Source organism: Paenibacillus sp. WG02 (assembly GCF_055396115.1).
Genome location: NZ_AP036016.1, coordinates 475,566 through 501,873 on the forward strand (window position 1 = coordinate 475,566; position 26,308 = coordinate 501,873).

24 protein-coding genes and 2 pseudogenes are annotated in these 26,308 nt (G+C 49.1%); 16 read left to right on the top strand and 10 right to left on the bottom strand.

The genetic code is table 11. The features are described 5' to 3' along the window. Positions 1-3: 3 nt before the first annotated feature. Positions 4-2,256 carry a glycoside hydrolase family 88/105 protein gene (locus ACBP55_RS02145; RefSeq protein ID WP_464649412.1) on the top strand — a complete coding sequence of 751 codons (2,253 nt, stop codon included), beginning with the start codon at positions 4-6 and terminating at the stop codon, positions 2,254-2,256. Next, positions 2,253-3,023, top strand: a complete 771-nt coding sequence (locus ACBP55_RS02150) for an MgtC/SapB family protein (RefSeq protein WP_464649414.1) — start codon at positions 2,253-2,255, stop codon at positions 3,021-3,023. Before ACBP55_RS02145 ends, ACBP55_RS02150 begins: the two co-directional genes overlap by 4 nt. A 555-nt stretch (positions 3,024-3,578) precedes the next feature. Here ACBP55_RS02150 and xylA read toward each other — a convergent pair. Continuing rightward, positions 3,579-4,897, bottom strand: a pseudogene (xylA, locus tag ACBP55_RS02155) (xylose isomerase). Between the two features lie 172 nt (positions 4,898-5,069). Here xylA and ACBP55_RS02160 point away from each other — a divergent pair. From ACBP55_RS02160 to ACBP55_RS02170, 3 genes are all read left to right on the top strand, one after another. Then, positions 5,070-6,248, top strand: coding sequence for an ROK family protein (locus ACBP55_RS02160; protein WP_464649416.1), 1,179 nt, complete (start codon positions 5,070-5,072; stop codon positions 6,246-6,248). A gap of 98 nt (positions 6,249-6,346) precedes the next feature. After that, a complete protein-coding gene (locus tag ACBP55_RS02165) occupies positions 6,347-6,841 on the top strand; it encodes a hypothetical protein (protein WP_464649418.1) in 495 nt (164 codons plus the stop codon). Between the two features lie 83 nt (positions 6,842-6,924). Continuing rightward, entirely contained in the window at positions 6,925-7,428 is a 504-nt protein-coding gene (locus ACBP55_RS02170; RefSeq protein ID WP_464649420.1) for a Crp/Fnr family transcriptional regulator, read from the top strand. 25 nt (positions 7,429-7,453) lie between these two features. Here the strand turns inward: ACBP55_RS02170 and hmpA are convergent, their stop codons facing one another. Next, positions 7,454-8,668: an NO-inducible flavohemoprotein gene (gene hmpA / locus ACBP55_RS02175; protein ID WP_464649421.1), complete on the bottom strand. Its 1,215-nt coding sequence runs from the start codon at positions 8,666-8,668 to the stop codon at positions 7,454-7,456. A gap of 214 nt (positions 8,669-8,882) precedes the next feature. After that, positions 8,883-10,016, bottom strand: coding sequence for an IS200/IS605 family element RNA-guided endonuclease TnpB (gene tnpB / locus ACBP55_RS02180; protein WP_464649423.1), 1,134 nt, complete (start codon positions 10,014-10,016; stop codon positions 8,883-8,885). Positions 10,017-10,319: 303 nt separating this feature from the next. On the opposite strand from tnpB, the gene ACBP55_RS02185 reads away from it, so the two are divergent. The 4 genes and pseudogenes from ACBP55_RS02185 to ACBP55_RS02200 all read left to right on the top strand — a co-directional run bounded on the left by ACBP55_RS02185 (position 10,320) and on the right by ACBP55_RS02200 (position 12,916). Beyond that, positions 10,320-10,991, top strand: a complete 672-nt coding sequence (locus tag ACBP55_RS02185; RefSeq protein WP_464649425.1) for a hypothetical protein — start codon at positions 10,320-10,322, stop codon at positions 10,989-10,991. A gap of 11 nt (positions 10,992-11,002) precedes the next feature. Further along, positions 11,003-11,110: pseudogene (locus ACBP55_RS02190) on the top strand (hypothetical protein); the annotation flags it as partial. Between the two features lie 64 nt (positions 11,111-11,174). Next, positions 11,175-12,158: a hypothetical protein gene (locus tag ACBP55_RS02195; RefSeq protein ID WP_464653585.1), complete on the top strand. Its 984-nt coding sequence runs from the start codon at positions 11,175-11,177 to the stop codon at positions 12,156-12,158. A 20-nt stretch (positions 12,159-12,178) separates the two neighbouring features. After that, a complete protein-coding gene (locus ACBP55_RS02200; RefSeq protein ID WP_464653208.1) occupies positions 12,179-12,916 on the top strand; it encodes a metallophosphoesterase family protein in 738 nt (245 codons plus the stop codon). A 418-nt stretch (positions 12,917-13,334) separates the two neighbouring features. Here ACBP55_RS02200 and ACBP55_RS02205 read toward each other — a convergent pair whose 3' ends face one another. Continuing rightward, a complete protein-coding gene (locus ACBP55_RS02205) occupies positions 13,335-13,970 on the bottom strand; it encodes an FMN-dependent NADH-azoreductase (protein WP_464649427.1) in 636 nt (211 codons plus the stop codon). Between the two features lie 232 nt (positions 13,971-14,202). On the opposite strand from ACBP55_RS02205, the gene ACBP55_RS02210 reads away from it, so the two are divergent. The 3 genes from ACBP55_RS02210 (at position 14,203) to ACBP55_RS02220 (ending at position 16,887) form a co-directional block, all read left to right on the top strand. Further along, the gene (locus ACBP55_RS02210; RefSeq protein WP_464649429.1) at positions 14,203-15,237 is read left to right on the top strand and encodes an agmatine deiminase family protein; all 1,035 of its coding nucleotides are present in this window, start codon (positions 14,203-14,205) and stop codon (positions 15,235-15,237) included. A gap of 5 nt (positions 15,238-15,242) precedes the next feature. Next, a complete protein-coding gene (aguB, locus tag ACBP55_RS02215) occupies positions 15,243-16,118 on the top strand; it encodes an N-carbamoylputrescine amidase (protein ID WP_464649430.1) in 876 nt (291 codons plus the stop codon). Positions 16,119-16,470: 352 nt separating this feature from the next. Next, complete coding sequence (locus tag ACBP55_RS02220) at positions 16,471-16,887, top strand: YkvA family protein (protein WP_464649432.1); 417 nt, start codon at positions 16,471-16,473, stop codon at positions 16,885-16,887. A gap of 137 nt (positions 16,888-17,024) precedes the next feature. Here the strand turns inward: ACBP55_RS02220 and ACBP55_RS02225 are convergent, their stop codons facing one another. The 3 genes from ACBP55_RS02225 to ACBP55_RS02235 all read right to left on the bottom strand — a co-directional run bounded on the left by ACBP55_RS02225 (position 17,025) and on the right by ACBP55_RS02235 (position 19,461). Beyond that, complete coding sequence (locus tag ACBP55_RS02225; protein WP_464649434.1) at positions 17,025-17,420, bottom strand: hypothetical protein; 396 nt, start codon at positions 17,418-17,420, stop codon at positions 17,025-17,027. Positions 17,421-17,422: 2 nt separating this feature from the next. Further along, the gene (locus ACBP55_RS02230; protein ID WP_464649436.1) at positions 17,423-18,076 is read right to left on the bottom strand and encodes a lysoplasmalogenase; all 654 of its coding nucleotides are present in this window, start codon (positions 18,074-18,076) and stop codon (positions 17,423-17,425) included. 317 nt (positions 18,077-18,393) lie between these two features. Further along, positions 18,394-19,461 carry a branched-chain amino acid aminotransferase gene (locus ACBP55_RS02235; RefSeq protein ID WP_464649438.1) on the bottom strand — a complete coding sequence of 356 codons (1,068 nt, stop codon included), beginning with the start codon at positions 19,459-19,461 and terminating at the stop codon, positions 18,394-18,396. Between the two features lie 127 nt (positions 19,462-19,588). On the opposite strand from ACBP55_RS02235, the gene ACBP55_RS02240 reads away from it, so the two are divergent. Both ACBP55_RS02240 and ACBP55_RS02245 read left to right on the top strand, forming a co-directional pair. Next, positions 19,589-20,458 carry a LysR family transcriptional regulator gene (locus ACBP55_RS02240; protein ID WP_464649440.1) on the top strand — a complete coding sequence of 290 codons (870 nt, stop codon included), beginning with the start codon at positions 19,589-19,591 and terminating at the stop codon, positions 20,456-20,458. Between the two features lie 53 nt (positions 20,459-20,511). After that, on the top strand, positions 20,512-21,498 hold the full coding sequence (locus ACBP55_RS02245; RefSeq protein WP_464649442.1) for a TRM11 family SAM-dependent methyltransferase: 987 nt from the start codon (positions 20,512-20,514) through the stop codon (positions 21,496-21,498). A gap of 2 nt (positions 21,499-21,500) precedes the next feature. On the opposite strand, the gene ACBP55_RS02250 is transcribed toward ACBP55_RS02245, so the two are convergent. Then, complete coding sequence (locus ACBP55_RS02250; RefSeq protein ID WP_464649444.1) at positions 21,501-22,121, bottom strand: DUF3298 and DUF4163 domain-containing protein; 621 nt, start codon at positions 22,119-22,121, stop codon at positions 21,501-21,503. 1,063 nt (positions 22,122-23,184) lie between these two features. Beyond that, positions 23,185-23,352: a hypothetical protein gene (locus ACBP55_RS02255; RefSeq protein WP_154669594.1), complete on the bottom strand. Its 168-nt coding sequence runs from the start codon at positions 23,350-23,352 to the stop codon at positions 23,185-23,187. A gap of 295 nt (positions 23,353-23,647) precedes the next feature. Between ACBP55_RS02255 and ACBP55_RS02260 the strand changes: the two genes are divergently transcribed. Further along, positions 23,648-24,217, top strand: a complete 570-nt coding sequence (locus ACBP55_RS02260) for a pyridoxamine 5'-phosphate oxidase family protein (protein ID WP_464649446.1) — start codon at positions 23,648-23,650, stop codon at positions 24,215-24,217. 12 nt (positions 24,218-24,229) lie between these two features. On the opposite strand, the gene ACBP55_RS02265 is transcribed toward ACBP55_RS02260, so the two are convergent. Beyond that, a complete protein-coding gene (locus ACBP55_RS02265) occupies positions 24,230-24,622 on the bottom strand; it encodes an acyl-CoA thioesterase (protein WP_464649448.1) in 393 nt (130 codons plus the stop codon). Between the two features lie 204 nt (positions 24,623-24,826). On the opposite strand from ACBP55_RS02265, the gene fumC reads away from it, so the two are divergent. Next, entirely contained in the window at positions 24,827-26,218 is a 1,392-nt protein-coding gene (gene fumC, locus ACBP55_RS02270) for a class II fumarate hydratase (protein WP_464649450.1), read from the top strand. Positions 26,219-26,308: the final 90 nt, after the last annotated feature.

Consider the following 26,308-nt stretch of genomic DNA (forward strand, 5'->3'; position numbering starts at 1 on the left):
GATATGACGACTTATTTTAATGAACAAGAGAGTATACAGTCCCGCTTAGGAGACGATGTTAACCGAACATTGAAGGTGCTTGCGGACCGCTACATTGGGGCTAATCCGCCCGTTCCATTTGCTTTTAGGACCTTTTACCGATCTGGCGTTTTGCAAAACGAGGATGGGATGTTTGATTTAAATCTGGGGCAGAGATTTCCCGAAGCAAGACCAGGCCAATTTGCGTATGCGTTTGGTTTAGTATGGAGTGATGGTGAACGAAATCTGGATGTGTTGTTCCGCTGTTTGGGGCCGATTGAGTTCTATTTCAATGATGAGCGCGCCTATCGCTCCAACGTGATCGATGAAATTAAGCCAGATGCCAGCGTTAAACTTAATCTGAACTTTGTGAAAGGCTGGAACCGACTTTTTATCAAAGCTAAGCATACGGCGGCAGGCTTTGGCTGCTTATTCGGGTCTGATGAAGCCAAGGTACGGATCTTGAATGTGCTTACCCCGTTTGCCGAAAGAAGTGGTCAGGCGGGATGGGTGTACTCTGCACCAGTCGACACGGATCTATTCGAGGGTAGTCCGCTGCCAGATGGTTTGGCGTCAGAGAAAGAGCACGGACTGCGTTGGTTGCCGTCCTGTGAGTGGAGTGAAGATGAGCTTGAGAAGCCTGTCTGCGAGCGCTTATTCGGCTTACAACCCGGTAAGCAAGCGTATGCTTGGACCAAATTGGACAAGGTGGGCTTAGGTGAAGAACCCTGCCTGTTGAAGGGGCATACGACAGGTCCGTTAACCGTTTGGCTGGATGGGAAGCAGGTAGTAGAGCTCGCAAAAGAAGGCAGCTTTCAGGTGGAGGTGCCGCTTTCTTTTGGCAAACATGATCTGTTGATTCGCAGTATTTGTGGAAATAACGCTTGGGGCTTGACGCTGCATGCCTACGTTAGAGGGGAAGTTGTCCCCTTTAATGCTCCTCGGAAGGTTCACGGTTCCGCTGAGCCGTGGTTCTATGTGGGGCCACTGGACGCAAGTGTTGCGCTTGCGTATGAGGATTTGGTCCGAACTGATCGCGTCTATGCGAAAGGTTCAGATTCAGTTGCTGCAGGCGATAAGACGTACTGGCAGTTAGACCGTCCAGACGCCTGGATACGTCCTTATTATGAGAATGCCATGCTGAGCAATAAGTGGACCGTCGGCAACGTCACGAATTATGCCCGCTGGGATTATCCGCTTGGCGTTACCATTTATGGGCTTCTGCAAGCAGGTCGGTTGCTGGAGCGGCCTGATATTATCGGGTATGCCCTCGATCATGTTCAAAGCTGCACAGACATGTTCGAATACTCTTTATGGGATCGAGAGAAGTACGGGTTCCCAGCAATCAATCAACAGTTAGTCATGATGAAAATGCTGGATAACTGCGGCTCCTTTGGTTCCGCGATGTTAGAAGCCTATCAGGAAGACAAGGATCCGGGCTTCATGCCGATAGCGCAGCGAATTGCCGACTTCATACTCGTGAGGTTGGAGCGTAAGGAAGACGGTGCCTTTTATCGGATATGTCAGGATGAATATTCGGAAAATACGATGTGGGCCGATGACCTCTACATGAGCACGCCGTTCCTGTGCCGATATGCGGGGATAACCGGTAACAGTGAGGCACTGGATGAAGCAGCGAAGCAATTTCTGTTATTCCGCAAGTATTTGTACATGCCGGATCAGCGCATTATGTCGCATGTATTTGATTTCAAATACGGCATGGCTACCGGTATTCCTTGGGGGCGTGGGAATGGATGGACACTCTTCTCGCTGACAGAAGTGCTGGAGGTTCTGCCCGCAGAGCATGAAGCTCGCCCAGAGTTAGTGCATTTCTTTAACGAGCTGTGTTCGGGATATGCCGATCTGCAAGCTAAAAGCGGGTTGTGGCATCAGGTGTTGAACGATCCCGACGCCTATCAGGAAGCATCGTGTACGGCAATGTTCGCTTATGCCTTTGCGAGAGGCGTGCGATTCGGCTGGTTGGAGCAGCCTGATCGGTTCATCCATGCCTCGCTGAAGGCATGGGACGGTTTGACCCGGCTGGCCATCGACGCTCAGGGCAACGTGCATGGCGTTTGCAGCGGCTCGCGGTATGCCTTTACCGCTGATTATTATAAAAAGGACCTGCTCACCGTAACCAATGACAACCACGGGGTTGGCATTATGATGCTGGCTGGGACAGAAGTCGTGAAGCTGAAGCGATGGCTGTCGCATCCGCTTGAAATGATGCATAAATGACGACTGTAAGCAGCGTGTGGCAAATTAGTCATTTGGATTTGATCGTAAGAATGGTATTGGCGGTCGTTCTGGGTGGTTTGATTGGTCTTGAACGGGAATTGAACAATCATGCAGCGGGCTTTCGTACTCACATCTTAGTTTGTTTAGGCTCCGCCACCATCATGCTGCTATCGGAGTACGGATTCTCTGACTTTGTAAATGAACCCAACGTCCGCATAGACCCGTCCCGCTTGGCTGCACAGGTTGTCAGCGGCATCGGCTTTCTTGGCGCAGGCGCGATATTGCGAAACGGCAGTGTTATTAAAGGGTTGACTACCGCGGCTTCCGTTTGGTTGGTAGCGGCTATCGGTTTGAGCGTAGGTGCAGGTTTTATTACTGGGGCGTTGGTATGCACCTTTTTAGTACTCATTAGTCTGTATCTCCTGAATAAGTGGGAGAAGCATTTCCTAAGGCATCGTCGAACTCACGAAATAGAGATCATGATCAATGAACATCCCGGCTTTCTCAGCTTGGTTACCTCCCGTTTTGGTGAACAGGGTATCCAAGTCACCAATCTAAAGATGATGCCAGGAAGTGAATCTTCCCTTGTATCAGGGAATACCGCGAATACCCCAATGATGCACTTGATCTTCAGCTTAAGATGTCCGAAGCACGAGAAGCTGCTTGCCGCATACGAACAAATTGCCGCTCTGGATATCGTTGTTAGGATGGAAGCTGCGAACTTTATTTTTCATAAAAAGGTGGCCTGGGAAAAGGTAGGCTTGTGATTCTAGCATTATGGGTCTCTGATCTCTTCGATCAGAGATCTTTTCCATTTTTACGAGGGATAATCTGAGGTTAGCGGTTACCAATGTTGCAAATTTTACAACAATTCACGCGCTCGAGGGCTATTTTGCGAGTTGCCTCCTGCCCCGATTGATCATTCCCCTCGACTATAAGCGTGTTTTATATCGTTAAGGAGGCAAGATTCCGCGTTGCCCATCTGTTAGCAATGAAAAACATCGTTATAGAGAGAAGCTAGGAGTGAAATGGTCATTTTCCTCGACTATAAGCGTGTTTTATATCGTTAAGGAGGGAATTTTCCGCGTTGCCCATCTGTTAGCGATGAAAAACATCGTTACAGAGAGAAGCTAGGAGTGAAATGGTCATTTCCCTCGAGTTTAAGCGTGTTTTATAACGCTAAGGAGGCAAGTTTCCGCGTTCCCTATAACGTTAGCGATGGAAAACATCATTGCAGAGAGAAGAGGAGTTATCCACACAAGGTATCAGTCAGACAAAAAAATCCCGCTCACGCCTAACGGCTGGAGCGAGATTTTCGACAATTAAGAGTTAATCAGGTACTGGTTAACCGTCGCCTTAATCAATTCCAAACGGCCGGATTGATTCACGATGGTGCTGTTGTTCTCAAGCGCATAAGCTTCAAGCGATTTGAAATCCGCTTTGCCGGATACGATGTCGGCGCCGATGCCGGACTTGAAGGAAGCATAGCGCGTGTCGAGGATGTTATCGAATACGCGGTCTTCGATCAATTTGGCAGCGACTTCTAAGCCGCGAGCGAAGGCGTCCATGCCTGCGATGTGTGCGTAGACGACATCGATAGGCTCGAAGGAAGTACGGCGAACCTTGGCGTCGAAGTTCACGCCGCCGCGTCCGATGCCGCCTTCGTTCAGGAGGATTTCGTACATCGCGAGTGTCGTCGAGTACAGATCTGTCGGGAACTCGTCGGTATCCCAACCGAGCAGCAGATCACCTTGGTTCGCATCAATGGAACCAAGAACACCGTTGATGCGCGCGACTCGAAGCTCGTGCTCAAAGGTATGACCAGCAAGCGTAGCATGGTTGGCTTCCAGGTTTAATTTGAAATACGGCAGCAAGTCGTATTTTTGCAAGAAAGATAGCGTCGTAGCCGCATCGAAGTCGTATTGGTGCTTGGATGGCTCTTTTGGTTTAGGCTCGATCAGGAATTGACCGTCGTAGCCGATTTCTTTGGCATAATCAACCGCCATGTGCAGGAAGCGAGCAAGGTTATCAAGCTCCAGGCCAAGGTCCGTATTAAGCAAAGTCTCGTAGCCTTCGCGTCCGCCCCAGAAAACGTAGTTTTCCGAGCCAAGCTCTTTGGCATGATCTAAGGCTTTCTTCACTTGGGCAGCAGCGTAAGCAAATACGTCCGCATTATTCGTCGTAGCAGCGCCATGAACGAAACGCGGGTTAGTGAACATATTAGCAGTATTCCAGAGTAGTTTCTTGCCGCTGGATGTCATTTTATCCTTGATCAGGGCAACGATTTCGTCGAGGTTCTTATTCGTTTCTTGCAGCGTGCTGCCTTCAGGCGCGATATCGCGGTCATGGAATGCGAAGTAGTCGACATCCAGAATGTTCAGCAGCTCAAAACAAGCGTCAACGCGAGCTTTGGCCAGCTCCAGGCCGAGTATTGGTCCCAAGCGCGGATCGCTGTGCCACTGCCAAAAGGGTCGGAGCCATTGGCGGAAAAAGAGTGCCAGTAAGCGATTGCAAAACGCATATGTTCACGCATGGTTTTGCCTAAAATAACTTGATCAGGATTATAAAATTTAAAAGAAAGCGGGTTCGTCGATGTGCGGCCTTCGTACTTAATCGGTTGAATGTTGTCAAAATAGCTCATGAATTCAGCCTCCATAAATTAAGGAATAAATGCTTATGCAGTCATCATAGCACCAAATGAATAGTTTGTAAATTCATTAAACAAACTTAGTTAATGCATGAAAATCTCTTTCATGTTAAAATCAGTTCATTAGAAAAGAGCGACAAGCCATTAGAGTAATATGGGGGCAAACATGAAGCAAACAGGCGATTTGAATCTCGTGAAAAAAATAAATAAATCCATCGTACTACATCATATTCGCACGAATTCTCCAATATCCCGCGCACGGATTGCAGAAATTACAGGGCTGACCAAGGCGACGGTGTCGAGTCTTGTGAACGAATTGATCGAGAGCAGCGTCGTCGAAGAGATTGGCGTTGGTGAATCAAGCGGCGGGCGCAAGCCGATGATGCTGCTTTTTAATGGGACGGCTGGTTATGCCATCGGGGTAGACCTAGGGGTTACTGATATTCTCGCGGTACTGACGGATTTAAGCGGTAAGATCATCCGCGAGGTAAGAGTGCAGCATGACAATGCTTCCGTTGAGAAGGTCGTCCAGCTGTTGACAACGACCATCCGCGGGCTGATCGAAAGCGCACCGGAGAGCGTCTACGGGATTATAGGAATCGGCATCGGAGTGCCGGGTATTTGTGATGAGAACGGCAATCTGCTGTTCGCGCCGAATCTGGGCTGGGAGAACGTGCCTTTGCAGCAGCAAATTGAGGAGACGTTCAATATTCCGGTTGTTATTGATAACGAAGCGAACGCAGGAGCTGTGGGGGAGAAACAATTCGGAGCCGGTAAAGACACGGCGAATCTGGTGTATGTGTCGATCGGCATCGGGATCGGTGCCGGGATCATCATTAAGGGCGAGCTGTACCGCGGGGCGACTGGCTTCTCCGGTGAGATCGGGCACATCTCGATCCAGCACGACGGGCCCAAATGCAGCTGCGGCAGCTTGGGCTGTTGGGAGCTGTATGCGTCCGAGCACGCGCTCCTCACGCAGGCACGACGTGAGCTTAACGATGACGCTGTGGATCTGGAGACTTTGCTGAGCAAAGCCGAAGCGGGAGATCCTAAAGTGATCGCGCTTTTTGAGCGCCTTGGTTATTATCTCGGTGTTGGCGTTGTTAATATTATCAACGGATACAATCCCGAATATATTATTCTCGGCGGCCGCTTGGCAAGTGCCGAGAACTGGCTGATGAAACCGCTGCTGGCCTTGCTTGAAAAGCGTTCCCTGCCGCATCCGCGCAAGCAGCTGAAAGTGGCGTTCAGCGAGCTGAGCGATCGGTCGACGGTGCTCGGGGCGGCATCTTTTGCGGTGGCCACATTTTTCGTGGAGACAACGGTTTCGGTTGATCGGAACTAAGCTAGAGGGGATTCCTTCCATATGGTTGACCGAAGGATGGCACTTTTGTACAATGAGAAAAGTGCCAAAAATTCGAGAACAAAGGACGGGAACCAACGATGTTTCTACGTTCACTAGTGATGTGCTGCTACCTCATGGGAGCATACTGGGCTTCCTACCATTTCCCATCGATGAAGATGGTGTTTTATCCGACACTCGGGGCATTCAGCTTCCTTTTTATGCATAGGGTGGACCAAATTAAGGACATTGGACGCATCACAATGGGCGCTATCATATCAGTAACTTTAGGCAGCACCATGTATGCGATAAGCCACGGCGCCATATCATTTTTCATAACAGCTATCCTTACCATCTTTCTCATTCAGTGGTTCAAATGGAACGCGGCCCCGATTCTGTCCGTTTCGTTCATTCCCTATTTTGCGCATGCAGTCTCATTCTGGGCACTGCCTGCAGCTGTCCTCGTTTCTCTCTTAGGGCTGGTGGGATCGATTTGGCTCATTGGCAAGGTTGAGCAGTTGAATTGGGTTGCCAGATTGTCACTGGCACTTTCGCCGCTTCGCACGAAGCTGGAGCCGTTAAAAAAAGAGCTATAGCTGGTTAGCAGCTAGCAATCATAAACAAAAAGCGATCAGCAGGTGAATGCTGTCGCTTTTTTTCATAATAAAGGAGAATAAAAATGAAACTGCACAAAGGAGAAATCCTATTCCGTCAAGGGGACACGGGTCCACTGTACCAACTCCAAACCGGACTGTTGAAAATTGTCCGTGCTCACGAGGACGGTAATACGACACTCGTGAATATCATTGTGCCAGGCGAGACGATTCCACATCATTCGCTCATTAGTCCGAGTCCTTACTACGGTACTGCGATAGCGCTTGTCACTTGTGACATAGATGTGCTTCCTGCTGCGCAGTGGTACGAGGAGCTGGATCGCAGCCCGGAGCAATTCCGCACGATTGCGCGACAATTACAGGATAAACTGCGCATGATGCAGCAGCGTATTGATCAACTGACAGAAGTGACTCCCGCTGCCAAGCTGATGAAGCTCGAACGCTGGTTCCAGCATTATCTGGGAGACTTGAAGCTGACAGATGTGCTAACGCAGGAGGAAATCGGTCAGTTCATCGGGCTTCGCCGGGAGACCGTGAATCGTCTACTTAGGGAGAATGTAAAACCTTAATTTATGAGAAATCAGATCGCTCGTTTTACAGAGTGCCCGCAGGACCAAAAAATTCATAGTGGCGGTCCGAGTCGGGAACACCCCATTCACGGAGCATTTGGTTCACTGCTTTCATAAACGGTACGGGTCCGCAGAAATAGAAGCTAGCATCCACAGTCGGTACAATGCTTTGGAGCCATGGCAAATCGATATATCCTTCTTTATGAAAAGCTTGCTCGGCTGCGTCGGCTTCCGTCGGTTGCTGATAGCACCAGGCAACAGCCACTTGCGGATGCTGCAAGGCGAGTTCTTCAACTTCCCTGCGAAGCGCGTGGTGCTGACCGTTCTGAGCCGCATGGATAAAGGTAACCTGACGATTCGGTGACGTGGTTGCAAGAGTATGAAGCATGCTGACCATTGGCGTAAGCCCAACACCGCCGCTGATCAGTACGACAGGACGAGTATCCTTTTGATCCAGTGTAAAATCGCCAGCAGGCGCGGACAACCACAGCACATCGCCCTCCTGCACCTGACTGTGCAGATAAACCGAAGCTTTGCCCGCAGGAACAGCAGGATTGTTGTCCTCGCGTTTTACAGAGATCCGATAGTAAATCTCACCAGGCGCATACGAAAGGCTGTACTGCCGAATATGAGTATGTTCTTCCCCAGGAATCTGAATTCGGATACTTACATACTGCCCCGGTTCAAATGCTGCGAGTGCGCCCCCATCTTGGGGTGCCAGGTAGAAGGAAGTGATGACGTCGCTTTCTTTGTTTTTGCGTTCGACTCGGAACGGTCTGAAATCTTTCCAACCACCGGGTTGTTGCTCAGACGTATCATACATCTCGGCTTCAATACTGATAAAAGCATCCGCTATGACCCCATAGGCTTCAGCCCAAGCTTGAAGAATTTCGTCGGTTGCTGCATCGCCAAGCACTTCTTTGATGGCTGCAAGCAAATGTTGGCCGACAATCGGATAATGCTCCGCCTTGACGCCCAGGCTGCGATGCTTGTGGGCAATTTGTTTCACTGCAGGCAAAATGGCTTCGAGCCGATCAATATGGAGGGCTGCCGCATACACGGCGTTGGCTAGAGCGGTTTGCTGCCGGCCTTGTTTTTGGTTCGCATGATTGAATAGATTCAGCAGCTCAGGATGAGCTGTGAACAACCTGTCATAGAAACGTTTAGTTATGGTAACACCGTGAACTTCCAGTACGGGCACTGTGGATTTAATAATGCGGATGGTTTGCTCGGTTAACATAAAGGATCGCCTCACTTCACTTTGATTAACTTGATGCCTTAAGTATAGTGAACAAGACGATGAAGCCTGTGTGATTATAATCACAGGGAATAGCAACAATCTGTGTCATAGGCATGATGCTGAATCCGAGGTATACTGGTTGAACCTCTCCTCCCTACGCCAAGCTTAGAGGAAGGAGATTCCTAAGTACGGAATCCTACTGGATTCTAATGGATTAGGCTAACCCCGTAGTTCCTACGGTTTGTGTATGGTTTACAAGTCTTTTCCCCTCAGCTAAGATATTGCGGCTAGCGTTACCATCTCTGTCATGATGTATTCCACATGCAGGACAGTACCATTCACGTATGTTAAGACTCTTGACTTCTTTATTTCGGTATCCACAGCAAGAGCATAGCTGTGAGGAGGCGAAGGTTTTGCCCACAGCGATTACCGTGCGTCCATACCATTTCGCTTTGTATTCTAGCATGCTGCGAAACATAGACCAAGATACGTCGCTAATGGCTTTGGCTAACTTCCCATTCTGAATCATATGACTTACTTGTAAATCTTCAATCGCAATTAGGTCGTGGTTTTTGACAAGATGCGTGGAGATTTTATCCAAGTAGTCCTTTCTTGCATGGCTTATCTTCTCGTGAATAAAAGCAAGCTTGATTCGTTGCTTGTTCCAATTCGAACTTCCTTTTACCATCCTTGACAGCTTCCGCCCCGCTTGGGCAAGCTTCCCATCCAAGGTGCGGAAAAACCTTGGATTCGTAAAAACTTCCCCATTAGAGAGAACGGCAAAATGTTTCAAGCCCACGTCGACACCAACTTGTTGCCCTGTCTTAGGAAATTCCTGAACCATAACCTCGGTAAGGAGAGATACAAAATACTTGCCACTCGGCACACGTCGAACCGTGGCATTCAGCAATCGCCCTTCGACCTCACGGCTTTTGGCAAACTTCACAAGTCCAAGCTTGGGCAGCTTGATGTGGTTGTCCATCACCGCTATATTTCCGTTCGTATGCCTTGTCTGATAAGACTGAACCCGATTCCTTTTACTTTTGAAGATAGGAGCAGCATTCTGCCTTTTAAAAAACCGTTCATAAGCATCAGCAAGATGACGAATTGCCGATTGAAGTGAGATAGTATCGACTTCTTTAAGCCATGCTAACTCTTGTTTGAGCATAGGTAGTTCTGCTGAGCAAGTACGGTAAGACATACCTTTCCCCGTTGCATGGTAGGTGTCGTTCCACAGAGCCAGAAACCGATTGAATATAAACCTTGAACAGCCAATAGTTTTGTTGATGAGTGCAGCCTGCTCACCAGTCGGATACAGACGAAACTTAAATGCCTTATGGATGAGCAAGTCACCTCACCTCATTTCTTCCTATTATTGTTATACTATCAATATAGCAAACATACGTTCTTATGAATAGTCGTATATTAGAAAGTTGCCCTTATCGATATCGATTTATTTCCTCCCTGCAGAGGAAGGGGCATTCTAGTATAATATTAATAAAATAAACAAATACAGGAGTACATATCGATGCCTGATTGGTCTTATCACGCGATATTTCGTCCGTTGCTATTTCAACTGCCGGGACGCATAGCCCGGAACTTGACCCTTCATGCCATAGGCGGATTAAGCCATGTCCCAGGAGGGACATTCGTGATCAAAACGATGGGCCACATGGAGCTGTCGCCAATCCTCGAGGATGAATTGACGGGGGTGCTGATTCAGTGTCCCATCGGCCTGAGCGGCACGCTTGATCCGCACGGGACTGCGCACAAAGCGCTGGCCCAGTTCGGGTTCGGCTTCATCGAGATCGGACCTGTGACGGTCCGAGAAGTGCTCAATGACGCGCCGATCGAGCGCGACGCTGTGTGTGAAGCCATCGTCTACCCCGATGGCTATGTCAATGACGGCGCGGACGCGATCGTCCAGCGCCTGCGCAAGGGCACGGGGCATCGCCTGCCGCACTTCGTGCGGCTGCGGCCGATGCCGGGCAGTTCGCCGCGCGAGGCGCTGCTCGAGCAGCAGGAGCTGCTCTCGAAGCTGGCGCCGTACGCGGCGGGGTTCTACATCGATGGCCTCGCCGAAGGCTGGCCATCGGAGGAAGCCATGGCGTACCTCCGCGAGGTACGCCTTATAGCACTAGCAGCGGCCCGGGGAAGCCGCTGCTGCTCTACCTGCCGCAGCCAGCTCCCATCGGGATGCTGCGTGAACTCACCGACACCGCCGCGAGCTTCAGCGGTGTCGTCGTCGGCGAAGCGCTGCGCGAGCCGGGCACCCGCCGCGAACGCGTCGGCGGCGGTGCGGAGGCGCTCGGGGCGCAGCTGAGCCAGGTCCGGCTGCTCCGGGAGTCGCTCGGCGAGCGGAGCACGATTGTTGCTGCCGGCGGCGTTCATCAGCCGCAGGACGCGCTAGAGCTATTGGCAGCTGGAGCGAATAGCGTCCAGCTGCACAGCGGGCTTGTGTACGCGGGGCCAGGGCTGCCCAAGCGAGTCAACGAAGCGATCATTTATGATCGCATCAAGCAAACACCTGAGCCCCAGACCGCCTTCATTCTGGGCCAATTGGGGCTGGATGAGCCTGCTGGGTATCGGCATGATCATTGGTGGTGTACTTGCATGGCTCATTGCGTCCACAAGCGTCCTCTTGCCTTACGACGAAACTTTTCTTGGCGTGAGCCGAAGTGTCATAAACCATTTTAATGGGCATATTATACATTTCATGTCCCATGATCGCATTACCTTAGCGGGAACGATGATTTCAATAGGTATCTTTTATTATCAACTGGCTCATCATGGCCTGCGAAGCGGGCTTCACTGGGCGCGAACGGCCGTAATGACTTCGTGTGCCGTAGGTTTCAGCAGCTTCTTTCTTTACCTCGGCTATGGCTATTTTGATCCTCTTCATGCCGCGGCAGCGGCCGTGCTTCTGCCAATGTTGCTGCTGACCTTGCGCGGCTTGAAAGATCATCCCTCCCGGAAGAAGCCAGGCATGCTGAATGATTCTGTTTGGCGCAGAGCGCAGTGGGGGCAATGCTGTTTCGTTGTACTCGGATTTGGTTTAGCCATAGGAGGTTTGACGATATCTTTCGTCGGTATCACTACCGTGTTCGTACCAACAGATTTAGCTTATCTCGGCCTGACTGTCCAGCAGTTTGCTGCTTGGAACGATCACATCATTCCGCTCATTGCCCATGACCGGGCAGGATTTGGCGGAGCGCTCTTTTCACTCGCGGTAGCGATTACAGCCTCCGCTTTATGGGGAATCAACCAAGGCGAGAGTTGGTTGTGGTGGACGTTTCTCTGGGGAGGACTACCCGGATTTGCTGCCGGTTTGCTAGTGCATTTTCACATTGGCTACATAGACTTTGTTCATTTACTTCCTGTTTATATAGCGGCCCTGTTATATGTGGTTGGGTTGTACCTCATGTATCCGTTTTTAGTGGGCAGAGCGAGCGGGAGGGAAATATCTGTTTCACGCAATGAAAACTATTGACACGAGGGGCAGGTGGGTTGGTGGAGAAATTAGCCATTATTTCAGATATCCATGGTAATATGCCTGCATTCGAAGCGGTTATGAAGGATATTCAGCATCGACATGTTACAGAGATCATTTGTCTAGGGGATTTAGTAGGGAAGGGACCGCACTCGGATCTCGTTGTTGATCACGTGCGGGAAGTTTGCCAAACGGTTATTATGGGAAACTGGGATGATTTCATCGGTAATCCTACCGAAGATCCGGTTTTACTTTGGACGCAGACTAGGCTTGGGCGCGAACGGTTGACATATTTGAAAGGGCTGCCTTTTTGCTATGAGTTCTGGATGAGCGGGAAATTCGTGAGGTTATTCCATGCTTCGCCTAGAAGCGTGTATGAACGTATTCAGCCATGGGACCCGATGGAAAGCCGAATGTCGATGTTCGAGTCCTCGGACCTGTGCAGGGAGCCTTTGCAAGCCGACGTGGCAGGCTATGGTGATGTTCACAACGCCTATTTGCAGGTTCTTAGGGGTAAAATGCTTTTCAATACAGGAAGCGTAGGGAATCCACTGGATTTGACACAAGCTTCTTATGTTCTTTTAGAAGGAAACTACCATAGCCAACAGCCCGCAGCGTTCAATATCCAGCATGTGAGAGTGCCTTACGACATTGAACTCGCTGTCCAGCAAGCGAAGGATGAGCGGATGCCGGATTCGGATGCTTATATCTTGGAATTGCGGACAGGACAATATCGCGGCAAAAAGACGAAAGAGTAAAAAAGAAGAGGCTTACTCAAAAGGTTAAAACCTAGCGAGCAGCCTCTTTGTTGTTTCGATACGGAGCGAAATCTAACAGGAATTCCTCCCGTTAATTTGGCGTTAATTGTTCTAAACGGTCATATAACTGGAAAACCTCCCTCTAATTTTTAGGGGAATCGCTATTCCTCGAGAAAACATCAGAAATAACGGGAGATTTTCCATGTAAACTAAACTTTTTTTAGGAAAAAACCAAATTAACGGTAGGTTTTCCATGTATTACAACAGTGAAAGGAGAGGCAGCCCAAAGATGAACACCCTATGGGACAGCCCCTTTTATCAGTAGATAAGAAAGTATAAGTTTTATACTTTTGCTTCGCATCTACCTTGACAAACGCGCTCGTCCCAGTGGGACGACGGAGTCGTTTATCCTTGTTTGTTAGAACGTTTTAGCTAATGCTTGCGCGCGGCTAATCGCTTCCTCTTTAATTTGCGGAGCCTTGTCGGGTGTCTGAGCCATCCCCTCAACAAAAATTCCTTGGAAATCCGTAATGCCGAAGAATGACATGATGGTACTTATATAACGATGTCCCATTTCCATAGCGGCAGCAGGTCCTTCCGAATAAACGCCGCCGCTTGCTTGGATATGCAGCGCTTTTTTGTCAGGCAGCAAGCCTACAGGGCCCGTTTCTGTGTACTTAAACGTTTTTCCGGCAATACAAATCGCATCGATATAGGCTTTCATAAGCGGTGGGAAAGAAAAATTCCACATTGGCGTAACGAATACATATTTATCCGCTGCTACAAACTGATCCGTTATTTCACCGAGTCGACCTACTTTTGACTGTTCTTCCTTGCTCAAATCTGAGAATTGTTGACCGCCTCGCAATTTTCCCCACCCGCTGAATACGTCGGCATCAATGTGAGGCACTTGAATGCTGTACAAGTCCAGTTGGATGACTTCATCATTAGGATTGGCTTCCCGATAGGTATCAATAAAGGCTTTTCCTACAGCCATACTGAATGATGTTTGGTGGTCATGGGGATGTGCTGTGATGTGTAAAACAGTTGCCAATGTAATCCGCCCTTTCATTTGGTTGCATGTTAAAGCCATATATAATGTTCATTAAAAGCAATCAAAATATGCAGGGCAGAGCAAATTGGTTTTTAACGATTGCTAAATTTGTAAACCTATGTACATTGAGCCTAAGCTCCTTTTGGTATATGATGAAAGACGGTGCAATTTTACTTTAATATTAGCTCTTCATATGGCTGCCAACAAATTTATATAAAGTGAGATGGATGAGATGAAACCTAAGGATTTACACTATAGAATGCCAGCAGAGTGGACAACACACGAACGTACATTTATTTCTTGGCCGGTTCAATCTTCGATGGTTTATCCAGAGGATCATGCGGTTGTGTCAAAAGGCTATGCAGATTTGGCCAAGGCCATTGCTGAGTTCGAGCCAGTGACAGTGATCGTGAACCCGGCGGATGCTGAGGATGTAAAGGCTATGTTCGACGAGACGAACGTTGATTTTCTGATCATTCCGCATAACGATGCTTGGTTTCGTGATAACGGGCCGACGTTCTTGTTAAATGAACAGCAGGAAATCGCGGCTGTGAATTGGAAATTCAACGCGTGGGGCGGCAAATATGAGCCGTGGGATCTTGATGATAACGTGGCTCCGCAAATTCTGGAGCATCACGGTGTGAAGCGTTTTGACGCTCCACTCGTCATGGAAGGCGGTTCCATTCATGTGGATGGAGAAGGGACGCTTTTGACAACGGAGGAATGTCTCCTGAACACGAACCGCAATCCAGACCTAAGCCGTGAACAAATCGAAGCGTATGTGAAAGACTTCGTCAACGTCGAGAAGATTATCTGGCTGAATAAAGGGTTGGACGGCGATGAAACGGACGGTCATGTCGACAATATTGCTTGCTTCGCGGCTCCAGGCAAAATCATTTTGCAGGTCTGCAACGATCCATCGGATGCCAACTATGCGATTACACAAGAGAATTTGGAAATTCTGCGCAATACGACGGATGCTAAGGGACGTTCTTTTGAAATTATCCAGATTGAGCAGCCTCCTTTAACGTTCTTTGAAGAACAGCGTCTGACGCTAAGCTATTTGAACTTTTATTTCGTAAACGGCGGCATTATTTTGCCGGTGTTCGGCGGAACTGCAGAAGAGACAGATCGTAAGGCGGCAGAGGTGCTAAGCGCAGCTTTCCCAGATCGCAGAATCCGCACCATTAACGGCATGTCCATTATCAAAGAAGGCGGCAACGTTCACTGCACGACGCAGCAAATGCCAGCTAGCAAGAAAGGGTGATTTCATTGAGAAAAGTCACAGTAGCAGCAACGCAAATGAGCTGTTCCGATAATATAGAAGCAAACATTCGCAAAGCAGAGACCTTGGTTCGCCAAGCAGCCGCGAAAGGCGCTCAAATTATTTTGATCCAAGAGCTGTTTGAGACACCTTATTTCTGCCAAAAAGAGAAGTCCGACTACTATCATTACGCGACGGAGCTGGAGAACAACAAAGCAATCAAGCATTTTCGTGAAATTGCCAAAGAGCTTCAGGTCGTACTGCCAATAAGCTTTTATGAGAAAAAGAATTACGCGCGCTATAATTCGTTAGCGGTTATCGATGCCGATGGCGAAGTGCTTGGCCTTTATCGCAAAAGTCATATCCCTGACGGTCCAGGGTATGAAGAGAAGTTCTATTTTAACCCTGGCGATACCGGGTTCAAGGTTTGGAAAACACGCTATGCCAAAATCGGTGTAGGCGTATGTTGGGATCAATGGTACCCAGAAGCCGCAAGGGTTATGGCTTTGATGGGTGCAGAGCTGCTGTTCTACCCAACCGCTATCGGCTCCGAGCCGCAGGATGGTTCGATCGATTCTAAGGATCACTGGCAAATGTGCATGCGCGGCCATGCCGCGGCAAACTTGATGCCGGTTATCGCATCGAATCGGATCGGTAAGGAAGAAGATGAGGAATCCAGCATCAACTTCTATGGTTCATCATTCATCGCAGGCCCGCAGGGCAATATGATTGAGGAAGCTGGCCGCGACGAAGAGACTGTGCTTGTTGCCGAATTCGACCTTGATCAGCTGGAAGTTCAGCGTATCGAGTGGGGTATTTTCCGCGACCGCCGTCCGGATCTTTACAAGAAAATTGCTACTTACGATGGTGAGCAGGTACTGTAATCGTGCTTTTGCCATTGTTGAAGGGGATTTTAGTAGTGTTTGGCTAGGTAGCATTGTTAGGGCTGCTCCTCGGGGAGTAGTCCTTTTTTACGTGGATACTTCCAAGTCACTAAAAGCAAAGAACCCCTCTCAGTGAGAAGGGGTTTTATTTGTTTAAATCGAACTCTTCCTGGGTTGTTTGCAGCTGACCCGTTGGAAGAATCGAGCGAGATGAAATGGGGATTTTGATCAAGTTCGTTATAATTCGATTTATCTGGAAAGTTAGGATATATTCAAAGAAGGAGTTAGTTGAAGTGGGAAATGATGTTGGCGTTATAGGTGTTTATGAAAAAAAGGTGATTGGAGTGACAGGATGATGGACCCTACCAAGTATGAAAAATATTTCTCAACCGACGGCTTCTGGTCAAAGCTGAAAAAGGGCACAAAAAAGGCAGGCAGTAAAGTTATTTACACCGGCCTGCTGCTCTTTTACGCAGTAGAAAGTCCAAGAACGCCTCTTAAAGCCAAAGTTCAAATCTACGGCGCGTTAGGCTATCTCATTCTGCCTTTAGATATCATCCCTGATTTGCTGCCTATTGTTGGGTATGTGGATGATTTGAGCGTTTTGGGGCTTGCTTTGGCAGCTGTCGCAAAGAGTATTGATGCCGATGTGAAGCTCAAAGCGAAGAACAAGCTGAGGGATCTACTCGGTGATGACGTTGTTAATAGCAAAGATATTATCGATATCGATGGACAGCTCGTGGAGGAGAAAGAGAAGGAGACAGAATGATGGATAAGGTGTAAAAGGAGGGGGCTGCCCAATCGATCGTCATTCCGAGTGTCCGAGAAGGTCGAAATACCTAAAGGGGCTGCCTTCTCTTCCGAGTAGACAGCCCCATTGACCAGATAATTAATATGATTTTTATTTCATGCTGTTAACAATTGTAGTGACTGCCTCTGCACGGGTTGCATGGTCATTCCGGAGGGACCATTAATTACGGCAATGAGTGGAGAAATCCAGCCTGATTTCCATTCCCAATGATTCGCGTTAAACCACATATAATTATCATCTTTGACCCGTTTTAGAGTAAAAGCTACATTGCCGATCGTATCGGTTCCGTCCGGGTCCGTAACCATTCCGTTGATGGCCGTAATATTTTGAACCCTGCTGCCGTCGACAAAGTCCGTAAGTGTAATTTGTGCATTTCCAGTCGTCCCAGCACTCACCACACCCGGAAGTACCGTCAATGATGATAACGCCATCACTGCGGCAATCCCTCCAGCAGTGAGCTTCCTGCTTATGAATCCTTTGGTTTTCCTCATCGTCATGTTTCTCCATCTCTCCCTTGACCAATACTTTTAGCAATCAGAAATTGAGCCGTATAATACAAGATCATCACCCCGTAACCCGCCCACGAAACCGACGTGACAAACATATTCCATGCAAGCAGCGAATCGGAGAGGAAGAATAGAATGGCGCCTGCGATGGCAACACGGTTTCTGCTAATAACAGCACTCCAAATCATGATTGAAATTACGATGACATAGACCAATACCGGTATCCATAATCCGTTATTTCCGCTTGCAAAAATGCCTCCATGCAGCCCGCGCAAGAGCAAGAAGGCGTAGATGGATATTGGAATAAGAGCAAGCAAGTGAAAAGGAGAAAATCGAGAGCGCGTCATAAAAGCACTGACATACACGAGATGGGCGATCAAAAAAGCGACCAATCCGAACGTAAACCATGAGTTTCCTGAAAGTAATAAGAAACTATCGCCAATGGCGGAGAGAAATAATCCTGAAATGATTAAATTCTTATAGGTTGTAGTTACGTTTCGTATGGTTGTTGCGAATAAGATCATGAGAATGATAGTGCCAGGCTTTAAGATCCAGCGAGCTGTCATATTTTCACCTGCTAATGCGAAAAGGTAACCTGCGCCTGAACAAATAATAGCGGCAAATAAAAGCTTTCGATTCATATCCAAACCACCTTTCCAATTATCGATTATCTACTTGAGGAGTATAGTTCAAAGTGACAAAATGCACATATATCAAAGGGTATAGAAGTGGAAATTTACTCGAAAATAAGAGAAAAAAAGGACAAATTGTCGACTTATCTGCACGCAAGCCGAAGCTGCATCCCTTCGTTAGATAACAAAAAGCCATCCCATGGTTCAATGACCACGGGACGGCTTATAAAAAAGAAATTTTGTGTTTCGAGTAATGGGGGAGGAGAGGCTTACTAATTATAGCAGCTTATCCTTGACAAAAGGTTACTCCATCAACAAATTGGTGCTCAACAAGAGATCATCCAATTGTTAGAATCTTCAATTCTTCCGTACTGAATACCCGTAATCGTATCGTAAAGCCGCGCAACCAGCTCGCCGATATTTCCTTGATTAATGCTCATAAGCATTCCGTTCCAAAGCAGACTGCCAATCGGCGAGACGACCGCTGCGGTACCGGTGCCGAAGGCTTCCTCGAGTGTCCCATTTTCAAAAGCCTTGACAATGTCATGGATGGAAATTTTCCGCTCCGAAACCGGAATACCCCACTCTTTTAACAAGTGAATGATACTGTTCCGAGTGATCCCCTCCAGAATACTGCCGCTGAGACTTGGAGTCACAACTTCCCCGTTGATTTTGAAAAAGACATTCATGCTGCCCGCTTCTTCGATATACATCTTATCGATGGCATCCAACCAGAGCACTTGAGCGCAGTTATGTTCCTTGGCGAGGGCTTGTGCTTTGAGCGTTGCAGCGTAATTGCCAGCTGTTTTGGCATTGCCTGTACCCCCTCGAACGGCCCTGGCATAATGGCTTTCTACAAGGATGTTGACGGGGTGAAGACCTTCCTCATAATAGGCGCCAACCGGCGACATAATGATAACGAACGAATAGCGCGAAGAGGCGCGCACGCCTAACCCGACTTCGGTGGCAATCACAAAAGGACGAATATATAAAGAGGAGCCCTTCTTTCGAGGCACCCAATCGGCATCCAAACGAACGAGGGTTCGAATAGCGTCTACGACGAATTCTTCATCCATTAGGGGCATTTGCAGCCGGTCGCTGGAACGGTTTAGCCGCTTTGCATTTTGATCAGGTCGAAATAAAACGATCTCATCCTTTTCCGTACGAAAAGCCTTCAGCCCTTCGAACACAGCTTGCCCATAATGAAAAACCATCGCTGCCGGATCGTGGGATATCGGTCCATAAGGAACAATACGCGGGTCCTGCCAGCCGCTTCCTTCCTCGTAATCCATCATAAACATATGATCGGTAAAATAACGCCCGAACCCGAGATCCTCCAAGTCAGGCTTTGTTTTCCCGTTCGGATTGCGTTCGATTCGAATTTGTCCATGCATCGCCTTCAACCACCTTTCGTTACAATCATTATTGTTATCCTTTACTATAGAAAAATAACAATCATTGATCAATTGCGAATTTTCAATTACCATCATAGTCAGTAGCTATGATCGGGGGCGTATCAAGATGGAGCATCGCTTATTGACCTATTTTTTAGCCGTTTGCGAGGAACTTCACTTCACGAAGGCCGCAGAAAAGCTGGGTATTAGCCAACCTACACTGAGCCAGCAGATTCGTTTGTTAGAGCATCAGGTAGGGTCGCCGCTTTTTCAGCGAATCGGGAAGAAAGTCTACGTAACCGAAGCAGGCGAGATTCTTCACAAACACAGCAGGAACATGTTCCACGAGTTAGATCAGGCCAAGGCAGCTATTGATGAAATACAAGGCATGCAGCGGGGACGGCTGCGTATAGGCTGTTCCGGCAATCACTTGCTCACGGAGACCATCATGGCCTTCCATGCGCTATATCCGAAAATTGAGCTATCCGTGATCGAACTCGCTACCGAGGAGACGAAGGAGGGGCTGCTGAGCAATCAGCTTGATATCGGTGTTGTTTTTCTGCCTGATGAAGATGAGCAGCTTCGGTGTATTCCTTTGTACAATGAAAAGCTGTCTCTCGTGATCTCTGACAAGCATCCGCTTGCCGAGTTGAAGGCGATCCGTTTAGCGGAACTGGCTCAACTGCCGGTCGCCATGCTCCAGAAAAAGTTTTATGTTCGGCAGATGATGGATGATGCCTGTGACCAGTCTGGATTTGAATGGAAGCCGGCGCTAGAGCTCTCTACCTTGGAGTCTCTGCTTCAGATGGCTATAAACAATGTGGGAGGCGCTATTTTGCCGGGGTCCTACGTGGACAGTATCCGCAGCAGCGCCATTCGAAGTATTCCCATCATAGCTCCTGGCCCCTCAGAAGGACGTTGGGATTGTTTATCGGAAAGATATGTTTCTTTGCAAGACGATGGATACGTTTATGAAGCAGTTGATGCAGGCTTATAAGATATAAAGTGATGGAGCTAAAGTGCTTACTTGTAAAAAATGAGGGATGAACCATGAAGCATATATACGTATACGCCTGCCACGAAGACGAGCAGGCGCTGTGTCAATTGGAGCTGCGCACCTTACTGGGCGCAGAGGCCGTGCTGGGCGCGCGCTACGCCGTAAGCGCGCGAAGGGTAGAGCCAAGCCGCAGCCCGTTCCTGAAGCTGCGGCTGGATGTGCTGTTCGAGGCCGGCAGCTTGCCGGAGCTGGCCTCGCAAGTGGCAACGTTGACCGTGCTGGAGTCAACGTTCAAGGTTGCGTTCGCGGAGACGGACGCTGCGGTCAGTACGGACCGCCAGCGCGAGGTCGCTCGCGAAATAGGCCGGCATCTTCGCGGCAAAGCCGAGATGCGACGGCCGGAGCAATGGTTCGCCGTGACGGAGCTGGGAGGCCGATGGTTGTTCGGCCACTGCAGCTACGGCGAAGCCGTGTGGCTTCAGCATCAGCAGAAGCCACAGAATTACTCCACCGCCCTAGGTACGCGCGTAGCGCGGGCGGTGGTGAACATTGCCGTGCCCGATGTCGTGGGCACGCGAGTCATTGACCCGTGCTGCGGCATCGGCACGGTGCTGGTGGAGGCGATGTCGATGGGGATCGACATCGTGGGCTGCGACATCAACCCGCTGGCTGTTCGCGGCGCGCGGGTGAATCTCGACCACTTCGGCATGCCGAATGTTGTCAGACTCGCGGACATGCGGACCCTGAGCCCAGCGGGCGAGCAGGAGATGGGGGCGGCGCAGCCAGTGTCCCCGAAAAGCCCGCAGGACCAGGGTCGCTATGATGCGCTCATCCTGGACATGCCGTATAATCTCTGCTCCAAGCTGCCGGAAGATGAGCAGCTGCAAATGCTGCAATCCGCCCGCAGGCTAGCTGAGCGCGCAGTGATCATTACGACGGAGCAGATCGATCCGCTTCTTGCGGAAGCTGGCTTCCGCATTGTCGAGCGCTGTGCCGTCCATAAAGGCAACTTCAGCAGACAAATTATCGTCTGCATGTAACGTTATGAAAGCATTTTGCCAAGCGGGCCATCTTCGTCAATGATATCTTGAATGGCATACACAGAAATAGGGAAATACAGAAACCCGTAGACGTAAGCGGCCAATTCATAAACTTGGAAGTAGATGACCAAAGATTTATCGGCAATATAAAAATCCTGATCTGGTTTAATACTATTAAATTCGACCAACAAAGGAATATCCCGCGTTTTAAGCTCAGCTTTAATGATGGCACTAAGCTTAGCGACGTAATCGCTGCCGGGCTTAAACAGATCTTTGAGCGCATAGGCTTTGCCTGTTTCTGTGTTAAAGGTCAATCCTTTTTGGACCGTAAGTCCATGAGCACCTCCCGCAAACGTATAATTCCATAAAGTCAGACTGAGAACGTTCCGTTCATTCGTCTTTAGCTCATAGTAAGCCGTGACGTCTGCCAATGGATTTTGCGGATAGCCTTGCTCGTGAAGCAGCTTATTAACGGCGTAAACAATCGCTGTGTTCATGGCATGCTCCGCCTTGTATGGCGTGTGATGCACAACAGATGGGTACTTCAGCTGCAATTGATGACGAAGCACTTGATTCGTCTGTATACTAACGGGTTGATCCAATCCGACCATTCCATCATCCATCCCAACATTTTTCCTACAATTTATTCGGCCCATGGGCGTTTGGTTCTATGTTCTCAGGTATGTTGGAGAATAAGAGCCTCTAAAGGCTCCTATTGATGAATAAAATACAACGATCAGAAGAATAGAAGCCCTAGAAGACTTCTATTTCCCCTATTTCTCAACTAAAACTCACTTTTATTCGATAATAAGAGTCTTTCAAGGCTGTTATTTCGATTAAAGAAGATGAAAATGTAGAAATAGCAGTCCCTAGAGACTCTTATTGGAGGAGAGAATCAGGTGGAGTAGAGATATAGAGGAGTAGAGGAAGCGAGGAATAGTACAAAAAGGAATAGAGATGTAGAAGGATGGACGAGTGTAGCTGTACTTGGGAAGCGGAGATATAGGGGTGTGTAGAAGTAAGTAGTGCAACGTGGAGTGGAGAAGTAGAAGGATGAAGGAAGGTAGCTGGTAATTGAAAATAGTTGTGTGCAGGAGTGAGTAGCGCAAATGTGGAGGAGTGAAGTAGAAGAGTGAAGTAGAAGAGTGAAGGAATGGAGGAGATATAGGCGGTACAAGAGGGAGTAGAGATGTAGAAGGATGGAGGTATATAGCTGCATTAGGGAAGTGGGAAAGTAGTTGTGTTCGAAGTGAGTAGTGAAAAATGGATCGCGGAGAGGTAGAGGTTGAGGAGTAGTGGAAGAGATAATCGGAAGCAGTGGGAGTAATAAAGTAGAAGGATGCAGGAATTCAGCTGTCTGAGGGCAGATGGAAAAGTAAAAGTGTGTAGAAGTGTATTGCAAATGTGGAGTAGATCAGCAGAAGTTTGACGAAGTGGTGTATCCCAAGGTGGAGTGCAGAAGTTGAAGGCTAGAAGTATGGGCTGCACAAGTGTGGCGAAGTGGAGTAGCTAAAGCACCCTAAGGCTCGAAATTAGCAGCAGGGTTCACTCAGTTCATCCGCCTAGCCTCCTTTAATACCAAAAAAGAGCTCTTCCTCGGTCTCAATAGACCAGCAGGAATAGCTCTTTTTATAGTACTTATCAAACGATGTTAATTCTTAACCATCTAAAGTGATTAGCGGCAGACTACTCCTGTGAGGACGTCTCTTCATTGGCACTGGAGTTTGTTGCTGTACCTTGGAGCATGGAGTTTAACTCCTCCAATTTTTGTTTAGATTCGCTATCTTCCGCGTTGGCCTGTGCGGCATTAATGCCATGGCTCACCACATCATCACTGCTGTTGGTCGTTGACATTTGAAATCACCTCCTCTAAGTTTCAGTTGATTAGGTAAGGATAAGTTGGCAACTTAGCTTACTCGGCATCAACCCTGACAAACGTACTCGTCCGGAAGGACAGCGTTGGCCGTTTATCTTTGACTAACTAAGTATGTCTCAATTTTCCAGTAAACATACAGGCCGTTTATTTAATATTAGAATACTGAAGCTAACAATCATAGGTAAAGACTATAAAGAATGTCTATTTTAACTATTTCACAAATATCGTAAGGGAGCGCATAATAGAAGAAAATGGAAAGGCGATGAGTCGCGTATGGGGAAATCTTTCGAATCGCTGCTGCCGGAGCATGAAGCATTTATCGCGAAGCAGCACATTTTCTTTGTGGGGTCGGCACCGCTATCGGCGGAGGGACACGTTAATCTTTCTCCGAAGGGTCATGATGTGCTGCGTATTTTGTCAGTGAATGAAGTGGCTTATTTGGACTTAACGGGGAGCGGGAATGAGACAAGTGCGCATCTAGAGGAGAATGGACGAATTACGTTGATGTTCACGGCCGTGGAAGGACCTCCAATGATACTGCGCCTGTACGGGAAGGGGCAAGTTGTTTTGCCGGGGACCCCAGAGTGGGAGAAACTGTCTCCGCGCTTTACGCTGCTGCCTGGAGCTCGGCAAATCATCGTCGTCCAGGTCCATGAAGTCAAAACATCATGCGGTTACAGTGTTCCCTTTTATACCTATGAAGGAGAGCGGAATACCCTGCAGAATTGGGCGACGAAACAAGGCGAGCAAGGGCTGAATGACTATTGGCAAGAAAAAAACGTAACAAGCATGGACGGACTGCTGACGACAATCGGTCAAAAGTTATCCACAGACACTGTCTAAGATCGCATTTATTTATGCAAAATGCTTCCGCAACGCTTCCGGCGCTTCTCGGCTTTTACGCGTCACGCTATCCATCGTTACGCTGGTCACAAGGGCGTCAGCACAGAGCTCGCCTTGCTTGTTGAAAATCTCTTGCTTCAGCACAAAGCTGGAGCGTCCCATTTTGTCAGGGCGGCAGGTGACGGTGAGTTGATCTCCTTGTTTGCATTCTTTTTTATAATTGATGGAGATGTTCACGGTGACGGTTTGAATTCCCATCGCGCCAAAGGTTTCATAGGATAGCTGGGACTGCTCATACCATTCCTCGCGCCCCCATTCCAGGTACTCCAAATATTTGGCATTATTGACGTGTCCATTCACATCAATTTCCGTTGATCTGACGATAATATCCAGTTTGGATTCCAAGAAAATGAGCTCCTTCTTTCCACCTGACATGGGCAGGTGTTTTTGTTCATTATAGCTCGTCTAGGGGTGTGAAAACCAGCAAATGGCTCATACTGCACCATAATGTGGGTAAACTATGGCTTGCGTGTTTGATGATGTCAGTAGATTGGTTAATTTATTTTATCTGCATTTGCATATGAAGCTAGGACCAGGAGGCGGTACATAATGGCGCAAGATTATCGCGTTGAAAAGGATACGATGGGTGAAATCAGAGTACCTGTGGATAAGTTGTGGGGGGCTCAGACGCAGCGGAGCTTTGAGAATTTCAAGATTGGCACGGAGCGGATGCCGGTGCGGTTGATTGGGGCTTTTGCCTTGTTGAAAAAGGCAGCCGCGCAGGTGAACCGCGAGCTTGCCGGGTTAACGCCGGAGAAGGCGGAGGCGATTTCGCGGGCGGCCGATGAAATCGTGGAAGGCCGCTGGAACGACGAGTTCCCGCTCGTCGTCTGGCAGACGGGCAGCGGGACGCAGTCGAACATGAACGTCAACGAGGTGATTGCTCACCGAGGTAGCGAACTGCTGGGGGATGGCGGGGAACGCATACATCCCAACGATGATGTGAATCGTTCGCAAAGCTCGAACGATACATTCCCTACCGCGATGCATGTCGCTGGCGTTATCGCGGTGGAGGAGGAGCTTTTGCCTGCGCTGGAGCTTTTGCAGGCTACGCTCGACAGCAAGATGACGGCCTTCGCTGACATCGTGAAGATCGGCCGCACCCACCTGCAGGACGCCACCCCGCTGACGCTGGGACAGGAGATTAGCGGCTGGTGGGCGATGCTGGAGCAGACGGCGCGCATGGTGCGCAGCAGCGTTGATACGATGCGCGAGCTGGCGATCGGCGGCACCGCCGTCGGCACCGGGCTGAACGCGCATCCCGAGTTCGGCGCGCGCGTCGCCGAGGCTTTGTCTCGCGAGACGGGCACGCGCTTCGTCTCGGCCGAGAACAAATATCATGCGCTGACCAGCCATGATCAGATCGTTTACGCCCACGGCGCGCTGAAGGCGTTGGCGGCGAACTTAATGAAGATAGCCAACGACGTGCGGTGGCTATCGAGCGGTCCCCGCTGCGGGATCGGTGAAATCACGATCCCGGAGAACGAGCCCGGCAGCTCGATCATGCCGGGCAAGGTCAACCCCACGCAGAGCGAAGCGATGACGATGGTCGTTTGCCAAGTGATGGGCAACGATGCGGCCATCGGCTTCGCCGCCAGCCAGGGCAACTTCGAGCTGAACGTGTTCAAGCCCGTGATCATACACAACTTCCTGCAGTCCGTGCGGCTGCTGGCTGATAGCATGCGTTCCTTCAACAATAACTGTCTCGTTGGCATGGAGCCGAATCGCGAGGTGATTCAGCGCAACCTCGAGCAGTCCCTTATGCTGGTCACAGCGCTCAACCCGTATATCGGGTATGAGAAAGCGGCCAGCATCGCGAAGCAAGCCCACAAAGAAGGGCTGACGCTGAAAGAGTCAGCCGTGCGCAGCGGCTACTTAACGGCTGAGCAGTTTGACAGCTATGTACGTCCGGAAGACATGGTGCATCCGAAAGCAACATGAGCGGTTCCGATTGGTGTTATTAAGAGGTTGGGCAGCAGTGTAAAAACTGCTGCGCAGCCTTTTTACAGTTTGTTGTCAGTGGCTTGCAGC